We start from the raw sequence: 20,372 nt of genomic DNA, 5'->3' as shown, positions 1-20,372 counted from the left end.
GCGCGAGCGGGCTGGCCACCTTCGGATCGGTCAGGAGTCCGCTGCCGTCGAGTGCGGGTGTCAGCCGGTTGTCTCCGTCCGGCTTCATGGTGAGGTGCTTGCCGATGGTCGCCGGGCTGATCTCGACCTCCCGGCCGCCCACGGCGAGCGTGACTGGTGCAGACATGGCGGGGGTGGCGAACTCCTTCATCGCGCGGTTCACCTCCTCCGCGCCGACCTTGGGTTCGGACGTACGGACAGGCAGCCGTACCGGGTCACTCCCCTTGCCTGGTGCCGCCGACGCCAACGCCCCTACCGCACCGTCCACGTCCAGGGCCCGCCCGGTGACCGGCCGCACCGGCACCGCCTCGCCCGCGTGGAACGTGACCTCGCCCTCCCGCGCCTTACGGTCGTACGTCTTCGCCTTCTCGGCCAGTGACGCGCGGGCCTTCTCCTCATCCACACGGATGACCGGTTCGACCTCGCGGTCGCCGCTCGTGAAGAGGCGGCCGATCACGGTGAACGGGTCGGACCCCGTCTGCGCGGCGCGGGCGACGGTCTCCTCGCTGTCCAGAGAGATGCCGGACACGTGGATGGTGTCGACGCTGTCGCCGAGGCGCACCTTCATGGGCTCGGACCAGGTCCTGCCCAGGCTGCCGTCCAGCTTCTCGCGCGCCTCCGAACGGCTCAGCCCTCCGATGTCCACACCGCTCACCCGGGTCCCTGCGGGGACCTCCTCACTGGATGCCAGCAGGCCCACCAGATACAGGCCGCCGAAGCCGACACCGACCGCCGTCCCCGCCACGAGCGCGACACGGCCTATTCGGTTGCGACCGGCCGGCCCGGCGTCCGCGGGCGGGGCGGTCTCGGCGGGCGGGCCGAGGCGCGATGAACTCAGCACTGGTTCTCCTTGTGTGTGACTGGCGCGTGGCGCAGGCAGGGCTCGCGTAGCGGGCCGTATGCCGGGCGATGATGAGAAGACTTTTGTGGCGATTACGTAAGCTCTGTCATCGGGGCACTCTCGAAACGACTGAGCGACCAGAGCAGTACGAGATGCGACTCACCGGCTATGACGGCTTCGGCCTCACCGCCGGCACAGCGCGGGGCACCGCACAGAGCCGCGTCCAGGGAGCCTGCGGTCGCTGCCGTGAACGCCGAGGGCCTCGGAGTGCAGACGACAGAGCCACCCAGGACCAGTGGGCCCGGCCGACGACATGCGCTACGGACACAGGAGGCCCTGCCTGCTCTTCGGCGGGAACCCGATACGGCGGTGCCCTCCGGACTCGTGGCCGGGCCGGTTCCTCGGCTGATCGACACAGAACCCATCACGCTCCTAGCAAACTAAGTGGATTAGTTATACATCAGTAAGATTGACTGCGGATTCGTGTCCGTGCAGGAGCAGGCGGCCGGCAGCGTCGCACCCCACCTGGCCACGTCCCGTCACCCTGTCCTCGTCGAAGTAGGAAGGAGACCCGCGATGGATGGACTGCTTTATGCCCTGCCACTGCTGGCCTGCCCGCTGGTCATGGGCGCCATGATGTGGTTCATGATGCGCTCGAAGCACGGGGCACAGACCGCCCCTGCTGCGGATCGCCAGGAGCTGATCCGCCTCCGTAAGGGAATCGAGGCTCTGCGCGGCGAGCTGGCGTCGCGGGACACCACACGGCACGACAGCCCGGCATGACGAGCATCCGGCTCCCACTTGCCGCGACCGTGTTCGCCGCAACCGTGACCTGGTAGCTCCCCCACAACGACCGCCTAATATCACCAGTAATGAAGCCCTGGAGACAGCAGACGACCCGCGCGGCGTGGCAGACCACGCGGACTGCGGGGCTCTGCTCTGCCTTGGCTGTCCTGCTCGCCGCGCTGACGGTGTGCCTGGCGTGCCTGGCACCCGGCAACAGCGACGCCGACACTGCCTCCCTGACCGCCGTGTCCGCCGCAGCGATGCCTGCCGACACCTCGACTGATCAGCATGGGTCGGCAGTCGCCCACACCGCCGACTGCCCTTCCGGTTATGTGTGCTGCCGCCCAGCCGTCGACGGCGTACGCGCGGTGCTCGCCACCCCCGCCCAGCCAGTGGCAATGGCTCTGCCTCGCATGCCGGATCTCCCCCGGCAGCCGGACGCCCTCTCCCTCCCCGAGCTGACAGCGGCGACCGACCGCGCTCCCAATCTCCACGTCCTCCAGGTGCAACGGACGTAGACACACGCCTGCCGCGCACTCACGCGTACGGCGAGCGACGTTCGCCCACCCACCACCCCTGCACCCACCGCCGCACGGCGGGGACGAGGAACACACAGTCATGAGCAAGACCAACAAGAAGGCGGCCTCCCAGGCGCGGAGGGCCAAGATAGAAGAGATGCGCAAGGTCGAACGCGCCCGCGAACGCCGCAACCGCATCATCACCATCACTCTCAGCACTCTCATCGTCGGAGGACTGATCGGCTGGGGCGGTTACGCCATCAACAGCGCAAACGAGAAGGAGGAGCAGCAGGCCGCCGCGGCCAAGAAGCCCGTACGCGGCGAGAAGACCTGGGACGCGAAGAAGCTCGGCCGCAACCACGTCAAGACGGCCGTCGAATACCCAATGAATCCGCCCGTCGGCGGCGACCACAACAAGGCGTGGATGACCTGCGACGGCACCGTCTACAACAAGCCCATAGCCAATGAGAACGCCGTGCACTCACTGGAGCACGGAGCGGTCTGGGTCACGTACAACGACAAGGCCACCGACGCCGACATCAGGACACTCAGCGACAAGGTCTCCAAGACGCCCTACACCCTGATGAGCCCGGACACCAGCCAGTCCGGAACGATCACGCTTTCGGCTTGGGGCACCCAGCTCAGCGTCGACAAGGCATCCGACCCCAGGGTCGAGCAGTTCCTTACCAAGTACGTCCAGGGTGCTCAGACTCCCGAGCTGGGCGCAACCTGCAGCGGGGGCCTGACCGCCTAAGGCGGACCGGTTCCTTTCGGTGCGGCGGCGATGGATGCCACAGAGTGGCGGCCGAGCGACATCAATGCGGCCACACCGTGGCACTGGGAGACCCGAAAAGCGGTGTGGCCGACGGCGTCCAGGCGCCGTCGGCCACACCGTTTCTGTCGCTGCGTCAGCTCTTGCCGAGGATCTTGTTCATCTGCTCGATCTCGGCGGTCTGGGCCGTGATCACGGCGTCCGCGAGCTTCACGGCGGGACCGTACTTGCCCTCGGCCTTCTGCGTGTTGGCCATCTCGACGGCGCCCTCGTGGTGCTTGACCATCATCTCGAGGAACATCTTGTCGAACTCGGCGCCGGAGGCCTTCTCCAGCTTGTCCATGTCCTCGCTGCTCATCATGCCGGGCATGCCGGACGACATGTCGTGGCCCTCCATGCCGGACATGTCCGCGGGGACCTCCTCGCCCCACGAGGTGAGCCAGCCGGACATCGTCTTGATCTCCGGGTCCTGCGCGCCCTTGATCTTCGTGGCGAGGTCCTTGACCTCCTGCGAGGAGGCGCGGTCGGCGGCCAGGTCGGCCATCTCCACGGCCTGACGGTGGTGCTGGATCATCTCCTTGGCGAAGGAGATGTCCTGGTCGTTGTGGTCGCCGGCCTTCGCCGAGGCGGTCGCGGAAGGGCTGGAGTCGGAGTCGCCCCCCATCGAGGACATGTCGTGTCCGCCACCGCCGCAGGCGGACAGGACGAGAGCGGCCGCACCAGCGGTGACGGCGAGTGCGGTACGGCGGACGAGCTTGCGGCGTGCAGTCATGGTTGAGCTCCTGAGTTCGGATCTGCGAAGGACATGCCGAGGCACCTCGCCGCGTCCACAGAAGTGGGTATGCGGCGACGCGCGGGCCGCTCTATATCCGCAGGAGCTGGAGTTCGGAGAGTGAGGGCGGGGCGCGACCGCCGTCGGGACCGCTGCCGTCAGGAGACGTACGTGTCTCCCCCGGTTCGGCACACGCCACCACGTCAGGGAGCAGCGTCGGCACCATCGCCGGAGCCCCGCCGACTGACGCCGAGGCGCACGTGGGATCCGCATGGGCCGTGTGGCCAGTACAGCCACCGTCGCCGTGATCGCATCCGCCCGGCATCGACGCCATGACGTCCGTATGCGCGACCACAGCCGCCCGGTCATGCCCGGACATGGCAGCGGCGGCACCGGAAACCGGCCCGAGCCCGTGCATACCGAGCAGCCCCAAGAGCACAGCCCACACGAGCAGCCCAAAAGACCGCACCATCGAGTGCGGTCGCATGAACTGTCGGAGGCGGGTCACGGGCCTCATCCTAGGCATGGATCAGCGGTCGCTTGCATCCCGGGGACCAACCGGAGTAGACACGGAGACGTCATACCCACCCAGGGTATGACAACCCGGAGGGGAGGCATCGTGCCCGACCTACTGACCACCGAATATCACGTGTCCGGCATGACCGAGAACGCCGTGAAGCAGGAGGTCTCAGCGCTCGAAACCGTCGTCGACGTGCAGGTCGACGTCCCCACGGGCCGCGTCACCGTGACGTCCACCACACCGCTCGACGATTCGCGGATACGCGAGGCGATCGACGAGGCGGGCTACGAACTCACCGGCCGAGTATGAGGTTCCGCCTCCGTCCCGAAAGACTGCCCTTGCGGCCGACTACTATGGCCTTGCGTATTCGGTGGCGAAGGGAAGTCAGGGCCATGCGGCGGCTCGGGGATCTTGAAGCGGAAATCATGGATCGTCTCTGGACGTGGAACCGTCCGGCGACGGTGCGCGAGATAGTCGATGACATCAACAGGAATCGCCCCGTCGCGTACACCACGGTGATGACCGTCACCAACATCCTGTACGGCAAGGGCTGGCTGCTGCGTGGCAAGCAGGGCCGGGCCTGGCTGTACTCGCCGGTGCGCAGCCGCGAGGCGTACGCCGCCGCGCTCATGGAGGACGGTTTGGGAGAGAGCAAGGACCGCCGGGCCGCGCTGGTCGCCTTCGTGGAGAACATGTCCGACGAGGAGCAGGCCGCCCTGCGCAAGGCCCTGCGGAACACGGGACGCCAGGCGGGCCAGGCCGAGGCGGACTCGTGAACGCCGCGCCCGCCCTTGTCGGCTACACGGCGGCGGTGGGCTTCGCTGCCCCGTACCTGCTCCTGCGCGCCGACTGGCCGCATCGGGCGCCGGCCTTGGCGGCGGCGGTGTGGCATGCCCTGGCCGTCTCGTTCTCGTTCGGGGCCGCGCTCTCCGCGGCCAGCCTGGCCATGCCGGCCGAGCACCTGCACGCGGGCATGGTCGGCCTGCTGCACGCCTGCGGGCTGGATGTGGGAGTGGGTCGGCCCGATCCCGAAATCGCGGCCCGTTTGGCCGTCGGCGTTCCGGCCGCCATCGGGATCGCCCTCGTCGCGAGCTTCGCCTTCCATGTCGTACGAGCCCGTCGCGTGCGGAGCGAACACCGGGAAGCCGTCGACCTGGTGGGCCGGCACTCGGCCCGTCTGTGCGCCACCGTCCTGCCGTACGACACTCCCGCCGCCTACTGTCTGCCGGGCCGCGATCCCCGGATCGTGATCAGCGATGCGGCTGTGCGCCATCTGACACCCGAGCAGCTCGGCGCCGTGCTGGAGCACGAGCAGGCCCATATCGCGGGCCGCCACCACCTGGTCCTGGCCACGGTGGAGGCCTTCTACTCCGTCTTCCGGTGGGTGCCGCTGGCCCGCCACGCCCGGGAGCAGACGGCGTTGCTGCTGGAGATGATCGCCGACGACCGCGCGCTGCGCAGCCACTCCCACGAGGCGCTGGCCACCGCGATGTACGAGATGGCGGCGGCCCGGACGCCGAAGGGTGCCCTGGCGGCGGGTGGTCAGAGCGCTCTGATCCGCCTGAAGCGTGTCCTCGGCCCGCGCAAGACCGCGCATCCCGCCCTGTGGGGCTCCGTGGCTGCGGCCGCCCTGACGGTGCCGCTGCTGCCGCTGCTGGTCGCCTGCCCGCCCGGACTCGGCTGACCGCTACTGGTGAGGCTGGTGTGACCCAGTCTCACTTGCGGTGCGTATTACGAAGCTACTAAGTTCTAACCCGCTCGATGAATACGGCGCTGGGCGCGGGCTGGGGCCTGTGCCCAGCGTCGGGTCCGCGGGACAGTGCCGAAGCTGACTGGCGTCGGCCCGACGGCCAAAACCCGTCGCTCGGTCCACAGACGCGCTAAGGAGTCAGCCCACGATGGGAACGCACCGTAGGCCGAAGCCGCCCAGCCGCGCCCGAATAGCCACCATCGGCATGGCGGCCGGCGCGGTCAGCCTCCTGCCGACGCAGAGCCAGGCGGCGCCCAAGCCCACGGTGGACGAGGTGCGCAAGCAAGTCGAGCTGCTCTACGAGGAGGCCGAGGCTCCCACCGAGGAGTACAACGGCATCCGTGAGAAGCAGAAGGAGCTGCAGCGCGAAGCCGAACGCGCGCGGGAGCGCCTGGCCCGCAAGCAGCAGGAGATCAACGAACTGCGCGAGAAGATAGGCCCGTTGGCGGCGGCGCAGTACCGCAGCGGCGGCATCGATCCGAGCGTGGAGCTCTTCCTCTCCGGCGACCCGGACGACTATCTCCACCAGGCCGAGATGCTCGACCGCACGAGCAGCCGACAGGCCGACGCCCTGCGGGCGATGCAGAACATGCAGCGCGAACTCGCGCAGGAACGCGCGACCGTCCAGGAGCAGCTGCAGGACCTGCAGGAGACGCGAGCGAAGGCCAAGGAGAAGAAGGACGAGGTCCAGGGCAAGCTCGCCAAGGCCCGCAAGCTCCTCAACAGCCTGACCGCCGCCCAGCGCGCCAAGATGGAAGCCGACCAGGAGCGCGAGGACGCCGCCGCGGGCGCCAGCGACTCCGCCGCCACCTACAACGGCCCGGCCAGCGGCCGCGCCAAGGTCGCGCTCGACTTCGCGTACGCCCAGCTCGGCAAGCCCTACGAGTGGGGATCCACCGGACCCAACTCCTACGACTGCTCGGGCCTGACCGGCGCCTCATGGCGCGCGGCGGGCGTCTCGCTGCCGCGCACCGTCAAGCAGCAGTACGACGTCGGCCGCAAAGTGGCCAAGTCCGATCTGCAGCCGGGCGACATCATCTACTGGTACAACGACAACCAGCACAACGGCATGTACGTCGGCAACGGCAAGGCCATCCACGCGCCGCGTACCGGAAAGAACGTGGAGATCGTCCCGTTGGACTCCATGCCGTTCTTCGCCGCCAGCAGGCCCTGAGCCCCACCACCCGCACCGCCCAAGGAACTTCTGCTGACCTGTCAGCAGCGGAGGCCAGCGGCAGAGGCGCGATCGCGCCCGCGAGGTCACCCCGCGCGAAGCGGACGATGTCGGAAGGAAAACGTGTGAGCCGGATCCGGGGATTCGCCGTGGTGTCCGCCACCGCGGTCACCACCGTCGGCGCCGTCGCGGGAATTGCCTCGGGCAACACCGCGCAGTCGTCGAACGACTTCGATGCGACCGCGGCCGACGCGACCCTCCTCTCGGACATACCCGCGGGCCAGCAGGCCCAGGTCCAGGTCGGCTCGCTGGTCCAGCAGGCCGACGCCCAGGCCGTCTCGGCGGACGCCGCGACGAAGAAGTCCGCGGAAGAGGCTGCGCGCAGGCAGGCGGCCGAGGATGCTGCGGCCAAGAAGGACGCTGCGGAGAAGAAGGCTGCGGCGGAGAAGCTCGCCAAGGAGCGGGAGGAGGCCCAGCAGGAGGCCGTCAGCCGCTCGGCCCGTGATTCCTCCTCTTTCCCGGTCCAGAGCACATACACCGTCGCAGAGGTGCAGGCGATGGCACGCCAGATGGTGCCCGCCGACCAGTGGCAGTGCTTCAGCGACATCGTGGAGCGCGAGTCCAGCTGGAACTACCAGGCAGACAACCCCACATCCGACGCCTACGGCCTCATGCAAGCGCTGCCAGGCTCCAAGATGTCCTCCGCCGGCGCCGACTGGGCGACCAACCCGGCCACCCAGATCAAGTGGGGCCTGAACTACATGAACAGCCGCTACGACGGCCCCTGCGGCGCCTGGCAGTTCTGGCAGGCCAACAACTGGTACTAGACCAGCCCGGGATCAAAAGGCCGCGCAACAGGTTCCCGCCTGTCCTGACGGACGACTACTTGTTCATCGCCGGCGGAATCGGCATCGCCCCCGTCCTGCCCATGGTGCGTGCCGTGGCCGCGGCCGGGCGAGAGCAGCACGGGCGCGTGTCGGCACCCGGCTGCGAGACGACCCGTCCAGGCCGCTGTACGAGGTCTGCGCGGATCTCGTGCGCATTGTTCCTCCGCTTCGTCCGCCGTGCTCGGCCTCGACCATGAGTCTGTCGGTGCCCTCATACGCCGGTGGCGGGACGACCCCGGCACCACCCACCAGATGTGGTAGTCAGAGTGACGTTCGGTCAGGATGAGCTGCCTGGGGAGTTCGCCGACCTGGAGGGCGGCGAAGTCGGCGTGGGCCTGATCGACGGCTTCGGGGTATGCCTCGCGCTTGGCGTGATCGCCCGGCAGATGCCGGCGATGGAGGGGTTCTGACCCTTGAGCTTGCCGGTGGAGATGATCAGGTCGGGCTGGATCTGCTCCACGGACTCGCCGGTTCGCCCGCCGGCGGAGCACGGTGTGCAGCATGTCGTCGGTGATGACCGGCGGCCGGCCGCCGTGCTCGGCCTTGAACATCGGTACAGCGGTTGTCGGCGAGAACGATCAAGGTCGGCTAGCACAGTCACCGGGCGGTCGCTCCGGGGTTCTCAGGGAGATCGTCGATCACATGTGAGGGGCGGCTACCGCCGCCGCGTGCAGGTGGAATTCATGGCTGATGAGCAGGCCCAGGCGCATTGCATTAATCGGCGCACTGTCCGGGAAGCCTTGGTCTCCGCGTGGCCCGCTCCACGGAAGAAGCCGCCACCCCGGCGGTCGCCAGGCAGCCGACCAGGCCATGTCCTTGATCAAGGGCCCACCCGCCGCGGCGAGCTGGGGAAGATCACCAGCGAGGAGACGTCTGGAGGAACGCCTCGCCGAGCTGCGCGCTCGCAGGAGCACGCCACATCCCCGAGCCCGCCGACGGCAAGCGCAGGCGCCATGAGTGGCCTACGAGCCCAGCGTGGGTCCACGCGTAGGCCCGCGAGAACGGCTACGAGTCAGTGGCTATGGGACGTATGACCATCCTCTGCCGGCTCCGCGGGGGCCTCGGCCGGCCGGTCCTGCTCAACGGGAGTCTGGTCCTGCTCTGCGGAGGGCTGGTCCTGCTCTGCGGGCGTCTGGGTCGTGGAGCCGTGATCGTGGCTGTGGCCATCGGAGCTGATGGTGCCGGCGAGGGCGTTCATGCCCAGCCAGGTGAGGGCCGAGAGGACGACGACGCCTGCCGCGAACGGGCTGACGAGGTGCCGCCAGCGGCCCTTGGAGTCCTTGGCGACGAACGCGACGTACGACATGAGCAGGCCGATGGGGGTCATCCAGGCACTGCGCTCGGGGAACTGCTCGAAGTGCTGGATGCCGCCGCCGACCAGGCCGACACCGAAGGACAGCAGCAGGGAGAACGCGACCAGCGAGACTGCCTGGCTCAGCGCCGGACGCTCATCGGCCAGCACGAACTCGTTGACGATGGTGCCGAGGAGGAACACGAAGGCGCCGACGACGCAGATGATCGTGTACAGCGACGGATCGATCGGGTAGTGGACGACGGCGCCGGCGATCAGGGCGGCGCCCATGAAGTAGAGCATCTGGCCGCTGTAGCGAGCCGGGAGCGACTTCTTGTCGAAGGCAGGGCGGCGATGTCTCGAGGGGGGAGTCTGGTGGCGCTCGGGCTGGAGAACGGTGGTCACGCGGGTAAGGCCTTTCAGATCTTGGTGTGTGAGAGCAGGCAGAAGCGCGCCGACACCAGTGGTGCGGCGTCACGTTGGTGCAGCTCTCAGCAGCGCAGGATCGAAAGTCGGTGTAGGCACGGTGGGTCGCCGGTGCGGCTGATCCAGCGGTGCGCGGGTGCTGCCCATCGGCGGAGCACGCAGAGGACGCGGTTGGAGATCCCGCGCCTGAGGGCGAACGCGAGCAAGGCGGCAACAATGCCCAACAGCGCCAGGCAGCTGTCTCCGGCTCCGCCGTGGTCGCAGGGGGATTCGCCGTCCGGGCCGTCCGGTGTTTTGGTGGCTTCACCGGGAGCGACGGCAGTGTGGGCGTGCTGAGTCTTGTCCCCGGCGTCAGTGAGGGGCATCGCGGCGGCGTGGCAGCTGTGGGAATGGTGATGTGTGGTCAGGGCGTGCATCGCGAATACGGCAAGCACCACCGCGAAGAGCGTTGCCATCAGCAACGCTCCCGTGCGGTGGCCGCGACGGACCTGGCCTGAAATCACGCTTCAGGACCATAGGCGGGCTTGGTAGCGAAATTGCCAGCCGGAGGCGTCCCCACCCCGTGATGGGAGGAAGATCACATCAGGCGTGGATGCGTCTGCGCGGCGTCACCGCGTAGCTGCACCGCGCTGGCTGGCCCCGTGGCTCGGCGCCGGGTGCGATCGTCTTCGAGGGCGGCGGTCGAGACGACCAGCCCAGCGAGCAGGAAGCCGATACTGACTTCGGCTTGCCAGGGTGACGTAGGGGCGTCGAGGGCGAGGCCCGTTCCTACTATGAAGCCGTCGAGGGTGCCGGGCCGGTACTGAAGGCGCTTGAGCCGATTGCGCACCAGAGTTTCGAGCCGGTCGAGGGCCGTGACGGCGAGGTTGGCCAGCTGCGCTTGACGTGGGCCCAGATTTTCTCATCGGCGCTCAGCCACGTGGAGAAGAGCCTGCTCGGCACCGTCGACCGAGCGGACGGCATGAAGCAGCTCACCCTCGGCGGCTGGCCGCTGTACCAAGCGCGGGGGCGCCGGCGCATCGTCAGACGGCCGCCGGATCCTCCTGGACGACCGGCCGCTGCGGCGCCCGTGACTGGTGCTGCCTGCGCCACCCGTAACGGGTCAGCCCCTTCGGTTTGTACACCGACAGCGTCACGGCGACGAGCAGCACGAGGAGGGCCGCGGCGGCGTCGGCCAGCAGCTGGATCCTCATCCCTACCAGGTCATCACTCGAAAGCGTGGCCCGGGCCGCGGCGTCGGCGACATGGCCGACCACCTGCATGTGTACGAGCAGCAGAGCGGTCGCGACCACGTTGATCAGCAGCTTGATGACGACCCAGTAGTAACGGAACAGACCCCAGGTCGTCCCCAGGGCTTGGACGAGCCCGGTGAACAGCGAGGCGAGGCTGAGGGGAACCAGCGCGAACCAGCCGGTCAGTTCCATCGCCAGGTAGGCACCGCGCACCCTCTGGGGGTCCTGGCCGGCAAGACCCACGGCAGCGAGGACGACGAACACGACGACAGCGCCGAGCCAGCCGACCGAGGAGGTGACGTGTGCGGTGAGGTTGAGCTTGCGGAGGCGGGGGTTCATGGCCATGGCGTTCAGTGGCCACCCATCCCGCCACCGAACGCGTGCATGAGCACGAACGCCACCAGCAGCGCGGATCCGGCGGCGATACCGAAGACCTTCACCCAGCGGGGCATGCCGGGATGCGTCGTGGGACCTGGCGTGTGGTCGGCGGCTTCGGTACGGGAGGGCGAGTCAGCCATGTGTGCGTCCTTGGGTGCTCGATTGCCGGACGGTCGACACGCGCACTTTACGAGACACTCTGTCCATGGTGTCAACCAGGGTGTATCAACATCGCCGCCGCGTACACTGACGCCGTGCCCAAGCTGTGGAACGAGACGATCGAGGCGCACCGCCGCGCGGTGCGCGACGCGATTCTGAACACCACGGCGGAGCTGGCCGCCGAGCGCGGCGTGCGGTCGGTGACGATGTCGCAGATCGCCGAACAGGCCGGCATCGGCCGGGCCACGCTGTACAAGTACTTCCCGGACGTCGAGGCGATCCTGCTCGCCTGGCACGACCGCCAGATCACCGAGCACCTGGCCCAGCTGGCGGAGGTCCGGGACCAGGCCGATGGGCCCGGCGAGCAGCTCGAGGTGGTTCTGAGGGCGTTCGCCCACATCTCGCGCCAGTCCCGCGGACACCACGGCACCGAGCTCGCGGCGTTCCTTCACCGGGACGAGCGGGTCGTCCGAGCGCAGGAGCAGCTACACGGCATGATCCGGGATCTGCTGGCCGAGGGCGCGCAGGCCGGCGTCTTCCGTGCCGACGTCGCGCCCGACGAGCTGGCGACGTACTGCCTTCACGCCTTGACCGCCGCTGCGGCCCTGCCCTCCGAAGCGGCGGCGGACCGTCTCGTCACGGTGACCCTGTCCGGGCTGCGCGACGGTCACCCCATGCCGGAAGACCAGAAGCCGACGAGCGGGCACGCACGCCACGGTCACCACTCAGGGCACTCAGCCCACTGAGCTCACCCACTCTTCTCCACGAGCCCGCATGGGTTGGGCAGCAGCGTCCTAGAAGTTATTGCGATCTCTTTGCAGCTAACTACTAAATTCCATAGAGAATGGTCTGCGACGTAAGCACGACTCGGATCAAGGACACCGCCATGACCGCTGCGCCCAACCCTCAGCCCGGCCTCGTCCGGCGTATACGCGGAGCACTCACTCCCCGCGAATGGGCCCGGGCCGGCGGCCTGGCCGCAGCGATCCTCGCCCTGCACGTCATTGGCTGGGGCACGCTGCTGTTCTTCGTCGTTCCGCAGCACTTCGACCTGGGCAGCCAGGGGGCGTTCGGCATCGGTCTCGGCGTCACCGCGTACGTGCTCGGCATGCGGCACGCCTTCGACGCCGACCACATCGCAGCGATCGACAACACCACCCGCAAGCTGATCTCCGACGGCCAGCGCCCGCTGTCCGTCGGCTTCTTCTTCTCCCTCGGCCACTCGACCGTCGTCTTCCTGCTCGCCCTGCTCTTCGCGCTCGGCGTGCGCTCGCTCGCCGGACCCGTGCAGGATGACGGCTCCGCGCTGCAGCAGACGCTCGGCCTTATCGGCACCTCGGTCTCCGGTGTCTTCCTCTATGTCATCGCGGCCTTCAACCTCGTCGCCCTGCTCGGGATCCTGAAGGTCTTCCGCCGGATGCGCACGGGTGACCACAGCGAGGCAGACCTGGAGGCGCAGCTCAGCAACGGCGGCGGGGTCATGACCCGGATCCTGGGCCGGGCGACCCGGGCCGTCGGCAAGCCCTGGCACATGTACCCGCTGGGCTTCCTCTTCGGCCTCGGCTTCGACACCGCCACCGAGGTCTCGCTCCTGTTCCTCGCGGCAGGCGCGGCCGGGGCCGGCATCCCCTGGTACGCGATCCTGTGCCTGCCGGTGCTGTTCGCGGCCGGGATGAGCCTGCTCGACACGATCGACGGCTCGTTCATGAACTTCGCGTACTCGTGGGCCTTCTCCAACCCGGTCCGCAAGGTCTTCTACAACATCACCATCACCGGGCTGTCGGTCGCCGCCGCGCTCCTCATCGGCACAGTCGAGCTGCTGTCGATCGCCGCGGAGAAGCTCTCCCTGCACGGCGCCTTCTGGGACTGGATCGGCGGCATCGACCTCAACAGCGTCGGGTACGCCGTAGTCCTCCTCTTCGTCGTCACCTGGGCCGCCGCGCTGCTCATCTGGCGATACGGCCGCCTTGAGGAGAAATGGGCAGTCGCCCCGCAGTCCACGGGAGACTGACCGGCTGGGCGAGTGGGACACGCCGGGCATCCGGGTGAATCGCACGGCTCCGCATCGGTTACTCGCTGGTTGCACGGAAGGCAGGTTTCGGCACCGTGCCACCGACCGATCGATCGGAGTTTGCATGAACTGCCGAATAACATCCGTGGGCCGTGTGGGTGCAGCCCTGTTGATGGCTGCCGGACTCGCCCTTGCCGCAGCACCCACTGCCGTCGCGGACGGCGACAGCGAGTTCAACGAAAAAGAGTTCCTCGCCATGACCGTCGACCATCACTTCGGCGGCGTCCACATGGCCGAGATGTGTGTGCAGAAGACGACGCGGGCGGATCTCAAGGGCCTCTGCTCGGAGATCAAGCACACGCAGGCCAAGGAGATCGCCACGATGCGTTCGTGGCTGAAGGCCTGGTACAGCACCGATGAGGAACCGAGCGTGCCACACGAGGCCATGCCCATGATGCACGAGCTTGAGGGTCTGTCGGGTCGGGCCTTCGACGTGACGCTCTCCCGCCACTTCGCCCAGCACCACCGCGAGTTCCTGCCCGAGGCGGACAAGTGCCGCAAGCACGCCAAGCACAGCGAGTTGCGCGACTTGTGCGACACGATGCACAAGACCCAGACGGAGGAGATCGGCAAGTTCGAGGCGGTCATCGCCGGTAAGCCGATCACCGTCGACACCGGTAGCGGCGGCCTGGCCACCGCCGGCTCGCGAGGCGCCGGCACCGGCGGAGCAGGGTGGCTGGCCGCCGGTGGCGTGGCCGCGGCAGTGGGTACCGCCGCCCTGGGCCGGCGCCTGCGCCGCCAGTGACCGGCGGGCGCGCCGGGCACACTCTGTGGGCGCTGGCCACACTGTCGCTCTGGGTCGTCGCATTGGCGGCCGCCAGCGCCCCGGCGCGCCCTGCCGTCGCCGCTGGGGCGGCATCGCTCCGGCCGGTGCCGCCCCAGCGGTCCGCTTCCCACACGACCTCGACGGCGAGCCCGGTACGCCTGACTCTGGCCCGAGTGGGTCTGGATGCGGCGGTGATGCCCATCGTGGTGAGGGCCGATGGGCGCCTGGCCGTGCCCGGTGACGGCAAGGCGGCCGGCTGGTGGGAGGACACCGCCCCGCCGGGCAGCCGACAGGGCAGCACCATCATCGCCGGGCACCTCGACACCCCACGCGGGGCCGCCGTCTTCGCACCCCTGACCCGGGCCAAGCCGGGTGACCGGGTCACGGTCACCACCGCGGCCGCCAGAGTGGGCTACAGGGTTCGGGCGGTCACCGTGCGCCGCGGCGCCGCACTGCCGGGCGAGTTCATCACCACTATCGGGCCTCCCCGGCTGGTGCTGGTCACCTGCACCGGGCCCTACCGCGAAGGCAGCGGCTACCGCGACCGGCTCTACGTCGACGCCACCCCGGCCCCGCCGATCGGCAGGCTGAATCCTTCTGAGGGTCAAGTCCCCTTCCTGAAGACAAGCACCTCCGTGGAGGCGACGCCCATGGGCGCCAGGAAACTGGCCTCCAGGCTGCAGCCGAGGGCCGCGAAGAGGTCCACGCATGTCCGGCGGGGCATGGCGGCTGGGTAGGAGTCGTGCCCGGCGCCGCCCTGCGTCGCCCAGGCGCCCACCGCGGCCGGCTCCAGGCAGGTCTCTGTCATCACGTCGAAGACGATCCGACCACCGGGTCGCGTGACACGCGCCATCTCGAAGAAGTAGCGGGAGGCGCAGAGGAAGGTCACAGTGTTGAAGACCTTATGGGCCTGCACAAGGTCGATGCTGCCGTCGGGTGTCGGGGCGAGACTGCTTCCTGCGGTCGGTTGGGCGACCACGCCGAATGTATCCGTCAGGTAGTTGGCCCAGGGCTCTGCCGTCTCGTAGATCTCGTAGCGGTCTGGTGCACACTCCTTCAGCGTCTTCTCCAGGTACCGTCCGGACCCGGGACCGATCTCCAGCACCGTGTTCGGGTTGGCAGCGAAGACGCCGAGGGCGCTTAGTTCATCGATGGTGGACTGGGTGGCGCCAGGCGTCCCGTTCATGACCTCGTCGATGTAGTCACCGACCGACAGACCGGCCGCCCGTGCAGCCCGCACCGTTGCCTCGAACGGGATGAAGTCGTCGACGCCACCCAGGTGGTTGGTACTGCGCACGATGTCGAATCCAGCACGCCCCAAGAGCCGCTTGACCCCCGACTTCAATACTGACGTTCTCCTGCCCGCCGCCCTCATCAGGCACCCCCGGTCGTCTCCACCCTCGGTGTCAGCAGGCGCCCGACCGCCGGGCGCACCTCTTTCGCACCCACGGGCTCCCCACCACCCATCGAGGCAACGCCACCCTACTAAATTACTTAGCACTCTGCGGCTAATGTTGCCCCATGACCGATCCGCGCGCCCCGGAGCTGCCCTCAGCGCCGTGCCAGATACTTCTGCATGGCACGGTGCAGCGTCTTGTTGACGGCACCCTCAAGCGGCAGCTCCCATTCACCGAGCGTCTCGACGACCTGGCCTCCCGTGCCGAGCTTCCAGCGCATCAGGCCGTACGACCGCTCCTGCGGATCGAGTACGTCGGGCACGCCCCGCATGTCGTACACCTGGGCGCGCAGCGTGTGCGCGTCGCGGAGCATTCGCCACTGCAGTGCGTTGCTCGGCCGCACCTCGCGGCGGTGGTCCGCGGACGCTCCCGTCTGGTACCAGGCCCGGCGCCCCGCCAGTATCAGCGTGTGGGCGGCGAGCACCTCCCCGTCGTGCCACGCCAGGTACAGCCGCATGCGGCCGGACTCTTCGGCGTTGAGTTCGCGGTACTGGCGCTGGAAGTACTCCAGCGAGCGGCCGAGCCGGAAGCCGTCGCGCTGCTCGGTGAGCTGCAGCAGCCGGTAGAACTCCGGCAGATAGTCGGCCGTACCGACGCAGGGCTCGACGTCGGCCTTCGCCGCCTTCTTTATGTTGCGCCGCCACTCCTGGTTCAGGCCCGCCCACAGGTCGTCGAGGGTGCGGCCGGCCAGCGGCACCTCGAAGAGGTAACGGGGCTGTGCGTCGCCGGCGTTCCCCTCCTCGCCGCAGCGCCGCCATCCGCCCGCCCGCAGCCGGTCCGCGACGGCGGCGCCGACCGGGTCGACGAGGTCCGGCAGCACATCGCCGACGCGGCGCCCCGGACCGACCGCCGCCTTGAGGGTCGCGGCGTTCCAGCGGCGGTACGGCAGCGGTGGCCCCATCCGTACCGCGAAGGCGCCGGCCGACCGCAGATGGTCCAGCAGAGGCTGAAGCAGGTGCGGCAGCCGCGGGTCCGCCCAGTCCAGCACCGGCCCTTCCGGCAGGTAGGCGAAGTACCGGCGTGTTCCGGGCAGTGGCCGGTACAGCACCTGGGCGGCGCCGCACTGGCGTCCGGAGCTGTCGAACCAGCCGAGCCGTTCCGCCTTCCAGCCTGCCTTCACCGCGGCCCAGGACGGGTACTGCAGGAAGCTCGCCTGTCCGGGGAGAGAGTCCAGATATCCCAGGTGCCGCTCGGTGGTGGTGCTGCGCACCACGTAGCTGCGGGTGTGTGTGGTTTCGGACATCTGCGCCTCTGTCACGGCCATGTGGGAGGTCTCCTCGATCTGTTCCGTACTCCTCCGCCGGGAGGGCGGCGGGACAGACCCGCCTGTCTCTTGCACGCGTGGCGGCCCCGGGTTGTGGCGGGGAATTTCGCTGAGTTGCTCGAGTGGCGGGGAGGACACACGGCGTGACGGCTCAGGAACAGGTGGAGGCCGCCAGCGGCGCGGCTCCGAAGGCCGGCTTGGCGCGCCGGCTGCGCGGCGGGGCCGTGATGATGCTGGGCTCGCTGACGTCGCGGGCCACCGGGTTCGTCCGCGGTGCGGTCGTGGTGGCGGCCCTGGGTACGGCGTTGCTCGGCGATGCCTACAACGTCGCCAACACGGTGCCGAACATCGTCTACATCCTGCTGATCGGCGGGGCGCTGAACTCGGTGTTCGTGCCGGAGCTGGTGCGGGCGGCGAAGGAGCACGCGGACGGCGGGGCCGCGTACACCGACCGGCTGCTCACGCTGTGCCTGACCGCCCTGACCGCGATCACGACGCTCGCTGTCCTCGCCGCGCCCTGGGTCGTCTCCGCGTACACCGACTACACGGGCGCCCAGCGCGACCTGACCGTCGCGCTCGCCCGCTACTGCCTGCCGCAGATCTTCTTCTACGGCGTGTTCACCGTGCTCGGCCAGGTCCTCAACGCCCGCGACCGGTTCGGGGCGATGATGTGGACCCCGGTCCTCAACAACGTCACCGTGATCGCGGTGTTCGGGCTGTACCTGGTGATCGCCCGCACCGCGAGCACGGCGGGCGAGGTCACGGACGGCCAGCTGCTCCTGCTCGGCCTGGGCAGTACAGCGGGCATCGCCGTCCAGGCGCTGGCACTGCTGCCGTCGCTGCGCGCGGCCGGGTTCCGGTGGCGGCTGCGGTTCGACTGGCGCGGATCGGGGCTCGGGCGTCCGGTACGGGCCGCCGTGTGGACCCTTCTGCTGGTCCTGGTCAACCAGGTCGCGTACTGGGTGGTGACCCGACTGTCCACCTCCGCCGGGGTACGCGCAGTCGCCGAGGGCGTCACAGAAGGCGTCGGCTACACCGCGTACAGCAGCGCCTATCAGCTGTGGGTGGTGCCGCAGGGCATCATCACCGTCTCCCTGGTCACCGCGCTGCTGCCGCGGATGAGCCGCGCCGCCACCGACGGCGACCTGGCGCAGGTCGCCGCCGGCCTGTCCCGGACCCTGCGCACGACAGCGGTGGCGATCGTGCCCGCCGTGTTCCTCTTCCTGGTGCTCGCGCCCCAACTCACCGGCCTCGCTTACCAGTACGGGCAGGTGAGCGACGCCGACGCCAAGGCGATCGGCTGGGTGCTGGCGGCGTTCGCGCCCGGGCTGGCGGCCTTCTCCGCGCAGTACGTGCTCTCCCGCGGCTTCTACGCACTCGGCGACACCCGCACGCCGTTCCTGCTGACCCTGGTCATCGCCGGCGTCAACGCGGGGCTGTCCGTGACCTCGTACGCCCTGCTGCCCGCACGCTGGGCGGTCACCGGCATCGCGGCCGCGTACGCGATCGCCTGCACGGCGGGCCTGTGCTGCACCGCGCTCGTGCTGCGCCGCAGGCTGGGCCATTCCCTGGAGCGGACGCTCGGCACGCACCTTCGCCTCGGCGTCGCGTGCCTGCCGGGCGCTGCCTTGGCCTACGCGACGAGCGGCTGGTTCACGGAGCAGCTGGGCGGCGGCCTCGCCGGAGACGCCTCCGGCCTGGTGGTCGGCGCCGTCGTCATCGGCCTGTCGGTCGTGGTGTTGGCGAGCCCGCTGCGCATCCCCGAGGTCGGTGAGCTCGTTGCGCCACTGACTCGCCGTTTCGGATCGAGCGGCCGTCACAGGAGGGGGCGATGACGGACAGCCAGGATCAGGCATCGGCCGCCCGCCGGGACTTCGAGCGCTTCTACGCCGAGAGCGTCAAGCGGCTCGTCGCCGTCGTGTACGCCGTGACGGGCGACCTCGGCGAGGCGGAGGACGCGGTCCAGGAGGCGTACGCGAGGGCCTGGCCGCGGTGGGAGCAGCTGGTCGCGGAAGGGGATCCGACGCCATGGGTGCGTACGGTCGCCCTGCGTCTGGCGGTCAGCTCCTGGCGCAGGGCCCGCAATCGGCTCCGCGCCCACTTCCGGCACGGTCCACCGCCCGACCTGCCCGGCCTCGCACCCGACCACGTCGCCCTGGTCGCCGCACTGCGGCACCTCAACCCCGAACAGCGGCGCGCGGTGGTGCTGCACCACCTCCTCGACCTCCCGGTGGAGGAGGTCGCCCGCCAGACCGGGTCGACGAGCACGGCGGTACGCTCACGGCTCATGCGGGCCCGCCGCATCCTCAGCACCCATCTCACCGACTCGCCGGACACACCGACGGCCCGAGCAAGCCGCACCGCGGCCACCGCACAGCCCCGGCAGGAGGTCCTCCCCCATGAGTGACGAAACCCGCCGTCCCCCGCAGGACGACCTCGGCACGCTGCTCCACGGCTACGCCGACGAGGCCGAGCCGCTGATCACCGTCAGCGGGGGCGTCGCCGACGTGCACAAGCGCGTACGCCGCCACCGGACCCGCCGCCGGCTGGCGGTCACCACGGCGGGCTGCGCCGCCCTGCTCTCCCTCGGCCTCTGGGGCCTCCCGCCTCTGCTCGACGGCACATCCGCCGACCGTCCCCAGGAGACCAGCCCCGGCCTGGTCTCGGCCGCCTCGATCCTGCCCGCACCGGACAGCGGTGGCGGCCTCCCCCGTACAGATCTGCTGTCCCCCTCCGCCCTGCCCTGGAACGCCGCCTATCACTGGCGGACCACAACCACCAGTAACAGCGCCACCACTCCCCTGCCCACCGGGGGGACGGAGGACTGCGCTCTGCGGTGGTTCGACGGGACCGGCGCCGAGGAGCAGATCGCCCGTTCCTACAGAGGTGACAGCGATGCGACCGCACAGCACCGCATCGTGGCGTACGCGGACAACTCCGCCGCCCAGCACGCCGTCGAGCAGCTCGCCGAAGCCCTGCACAAGTGCGGCTGGCACCAGACCCGAAGTCCCCATGCACAAGACCACGACTCGAAAGCGCCTGCGCTCTACGAATACGTCCTCACCCACGGTGCGGAAGCCCCGCTGCGCGTCACGCTGGTCCAGTCCGACCACCGGGTCGCCGTGCTCGTACTCGCCACCCCGCAGGTCGCCGACCACGCCCACACCGATCCGCGGACAGAGAACTGCCTGGAGGAGACCATGAACTCCGCTCAGCCGCACGGCCCTTCGCCATCTGCGACCGGGCATTGCTGAGCCACGCCTCCGGGC

23 protein-coding genes and 2 pseudogenes are annotated in these 20,372 nt (G+C 69.2%); 15 read left to right on the top strand and 10 right to left on the bottom strand.

Annotated elements, in window-relative coordinates; genetic code table 11:
- Positions 1 to 880, bottom strand: an 880-nt coding sequence (locus CCN44_RS05895; RefSeq protein WP_244203886.1) for a peptidoglycan binding domain-containing protein, incomplete at its 3' end; no start/stop codon positions are given.
- Positions 881 to 1,456: 576 nt separating this feature from the next.
- On the opposite strand from CCN44_RS05895, the gene CCN44_RS05890 reads away from it, so the two are divergent.
- Both CCN44_RS05890 and CCN44_RS05880 read left to right on the top strand, forming a co-directional pair.
- A complete protein-coding gene (locus CCN44_RS05890; protein ID WP_086697039.1) occupies positions 1,457 to 1,663 on the top strand; it encodes a preprotein translocase subunit YajC in 207 nt (68 codons plus the stop codon).
- A gap of 621 nt (positions 1,664 to 2,284) precedes the next feature.
- Positions 2,285 to 2,938, top strand: a complete 654-nt coding sequence (locus tag CCN44_RS05880) for a DUF3105 domain-containing protein (RefSeq protein ID WP_086697037.1) — start codon at positions 2,285 to 2,287, stop codon at positions 2,936 to 2,938.
- A gap of 154 nt (positions 2,939 to 3,092) precedes the next feature.
- Here CCN44_RS05880 and CCN44_RS05875 read toward each other — a convergent pair whose 3' ends face one another.
- Complete coding sequence (locus tag CCN44_RS05875) at positions 3,093 to 3,728, bottom strand: DUF305 domain-containing protein (protein WP_086697036.1); 636 nt, start codon at positions 3,726 to 3,728, stop codon at positions 3,093 to 3,095.
- Positions 3,729 to 3,819: 91 nt separating this feature from the next.
- Positions 3,820 to 4,200 carry a DUF6153 family protein gene (locus CCN44_RS45895; RefSeq protein WP_404829635.1) on the bottom strand — a complete coding sequence of 127 codons (381 nt, stop codon included), beginning with the start codon at positions 4,198 to 4,200 and terminating at the stop codon, positions 3,820 to 3,822.
- Positions 4,201 to 4,347: 147 nt separating this feature from the next.
- Here CCN44_RS45895 and CCN44_RS05865 point away from each other — a divergent pair, with 147 nt between their 5' ends.
- From CCN44_RS05865 to CCN44_RS44930, 6 genes are all read left to right on the top strand, one after another.
- Positions 4,348 to 4,557: a heavy-metal-associated domain-containing protein gene (locus CCN44_RS05865; RefSeq protein ID WP_237480921.1), complete on the top strand. Its 210-nt coding sequence runs from the start codon at positions 4,348 to 4,350 to the stop codon at positions 4,555 to 4,557.
- Between the two features lie 83 nt (positions 4,558 to 4,640).
- A complete protein-coding gene (locus CCN44_RS05860) occupies positions 4,641 to 5,024 on the top strand; it encodes a BlaI/MecI/CopY family transcriptional regulator (RefSeq protein WP_086697034.1) in 384 nt (127 codons plus the stop codon).
- A complete protein-coding gene (locus CCN44_RS05855) occupies positions 5,021 to 5,932 on the top strand; it encodes a M56 family metallopeptidase (RefSeq protein WP_086697033.1) in 912 nt (303 codons plus the stop codon). Before CCN44_RS05860 ends, CCN44_RS05855 begins: the two co-directional genes overlap by 4 nt.
- A gap of 214 nt (positions 5,933 to 6,146) precedes the next feature.
- Positions 6,147 to 7,172, top strand: coding sequence for a C40 family peptidase (locus CCN44_RS05850; RefSeq protein ID WP_086697032.1), 1,026 nt, complete (start codon positions 6,147 to 6,149; stop codon positions 7,170 to 7,172).
- A 125-nt stretch (positions 7,173 to 7,297) separates the two neighbouring features.
- A complete protein-coding gene (locus CCN44_RS05845; protein ID WP_086697031.1) occupies positions 7,298 to 7,999 on the top strand; it encodes an aggregation-promoting factor C-terminal-like domain-containing protein in 702 nt (233 codons plus the stop codon).
- A gap of 326 nt (positions 8,000 to 8,325) precedes the next feature.
- Positions 8,326 to 8,469 carry a hypothetical protein gene (locus CCN44_RS44930; protein WP_167403944.1) on the top strand — a complete coding sequence of 48 codons (144 nt, stop codon included), beginning with the start codon at positions 8,326 to 8,328 and terminating at the stop codon, positions 8,467 to 8,469.
- Positions 8,470 to 9,071: 602 nt separating this feature from the next.
- Here the strand turns inward: CCN44_RS44930 and CCN44_RS05835 are convergent.
- From CCN44_RS05835 to CCN44_RS44315, 5 genes and pseudogenes are all read right to left on the bottom strand, one after another.
- The gene (locus tag CCN44_RS05835) at positions 9,072 to 9,755 is read right to left on the bottom strand and encodes a hypothetical protein (protein WP_143649628.1); all 684 of its coding nucleotides are present in this window, start codon (positions 9,753 to 9,755) and stop codon (positions 9,072 to 9,074) included.
- 86 nt (positions 9,756 to 9,841) lie between these two features.
- A complete protein-coding gene (locus CCN44_RS05830; RefSeq protein ID WP_086697029.1) occupies positions 9,842 to 10,231 on the bottom strand; it encodes a DUF6153 family protein in 390 nt (129 codons plus the stop codon).
- Positions 10,232 to 10,509: 278 nt separating this feature from the next.
- Positions 10,510 to 10,679, bottom strand: a pseudogene (locus tag CCN44_RS47750) (IS630 family transposase); the annotation flags it as partial.
- Positions 10,680 to 10,798: 119 nt separating this feature from the next.
- Positions 10,799 to 11,353 carry a hypothetical protein gene (locus CCN44_RS05820; protein ID WP_193459456.1) on the bottom strand — a complete coding sequence of 185 codons (555 nt, stop codon included), beginning with the start codon at positions 11,351 to 11,353 and terminating at the stop codon, positions 10,799 to 10,801.
- Positions 11,354 to 11,358: 5 nt separating this feature from the next.
- The gene (locus CCN44_RS44315; RefSeq protein WP_158103074.1) at positions 11,359 to 11,526 is read right to left on the bottom strand and encodes a hypothetical protein; all 168 of its coding nucleotides are present in this window, start codon (positions 11,524 to 11,526) and stop codon (positions 11,359 to 11,361) included.
- A 114-nt stretch (positions 11,527 to 11,640) separates the two neighbouring features.
- Here CCN44_RS44315 and CCN44_RS05815 point away from each other — a divergent pair, with 114 nt between their 5' ends.
- The 4 genes and pseudogenes from CCN44_RS05815 to CCN44_RS47745 all read left to right on the top strand — a co-directional run.
- Positions 11,641 to 12,291, top strand: coding sequence for a TetR/AcrR family transcriptional regulator (locus CCN44_RS05815; RefSeq protein ID WP_033313792.1), 651 nt, complete (start codon positions 11,641 to 11,643; stop codon positions 12,289 to 12,291).
- Between the two features lie 140 nt (positions 12,292 to 12,431).
- Positions 12,432 to 13,556 (top strand): Nickel transporter NicT, encoded by a 1,125-nt coding sequence (gene nicT, locus CCN44_RS05810; protein ID WP_086697028.1) that lies wholly within the window; start codon positions 12,432 to 12,434, stop codon positions 13,554 to 13,556.
- A gap of 172 nt (positions 13,557 to 13,728) precedes the next feature.
- On the top strand, positions 13,729 to 14,361 hold the full coding sequence (locus tag CCN44_RS05805) for a DUF305 domain-containing protein (protein WP_158103073.1): 633 nt from the start codon (positions 13,729 to 13,731) through the stop codon (positions 14,359 to 14,361).
- A gap of 215 nt (positions 14,362 to 14,576) precedes the next feature.
- Positions 14,577 to 14,939: pseudogene (locus CCN44_RS47745) on the top strand (class F sortase); the annotation flags it as partial.
- Between the two features lie 47 nt (positions 14,940 to 14,986).
- Here CCN44_RS47745 and CCN44_RS05795 read toward each other — a convergent pair.
- The gene (locus CCN44_RS05795; RefSeq protein WP_086697025.1) at positions 14,987 to 15,757 is read right to left on the bottom strand and encodes a methyltransferase domain-containing protein; all 771 of its coding nucleotides are present in this window, start codon (positions 15,755 to 15,757) and stop codon (positions 14,987 to 14,989) included.
- 176 nt (positions 15,758 to 15,933) lie between these two features.
- Positions 15,934 to 17,103, bottom strand: a complete 1,170-nt coding sequence (locus CCN44_RS05790) for a lipid II:glycine glycyltransferase FemX (RefSeq protein WP_051814947.1) — start codon at positions 17,101 to 17,103, stop codon at positions 15,934 to 15,936.
- A gap of 143 nt (positions 17,104 to 17,246) precedes the next feature.
- Between CCN44_RS05790 and murJ the strand changes: the two genes are divergently transcribed.
- Genes murJ through CCN44_RS05775 form a run of 3 tightly spaced genes read left to right on the top strand, consistent with a single transcriptional unit; the run spans position 17,247 to position 20,357 of the window.
- Positions 17,247 to 18,938, top strand: coding sequence for a murein biosynthesis integral membrane protein MurJ (gene murJ, locus CCN44_RS05785; protein ID WP_414820487.1), 1,692 nt, complete (start codon positions 17,247 to 17,249; stop codon positions 18,936 to 18,938).
- Positions 18,935 to 19,510, top strand: a complete 576-nt coding sequence (locus CCN44_RS05780) for a SigE family RNA polymerase sigma factor (RefSeq protein WP_086697023.1) — start codon at positions 18,935 to 18,937, stop codon at positions 19,508 to 19,510. Before murJ ends, CCN44_RS05780 begins: the two co-directional genes overlap by 4 nt.
- A complete protein-coding gene (locus tag CCN44_RS05775; RefSeq protein ID WP_086697022.1) occupies positions 19,503 to 20,357 on the top strand; it encodes a hypothetical protein in 855 nt (284 codons plus the stop codon). The genes CCN44_RS05780 and CCN44_RS05775 overlap by 8 nt, the downstream gene beginning before the upstream one ends.
- Positions 20,358 to 20,372: the final 15 nt, after the last annotated feature.

Source organism: Streptomyces tricolor (assembly GCF_002155905.1).
Taxonomy (GTDB): Bacteria; Actinomycetota; Actinomycetes; order Streptomycetales; family Streptomycetaceae; genus Streptomyces; species Streptomyces tricolor.
Note: the sequence above shows the minus strand (reverse complement) of the source record. Positions and strands in the feature narration are given on the sequence as shown.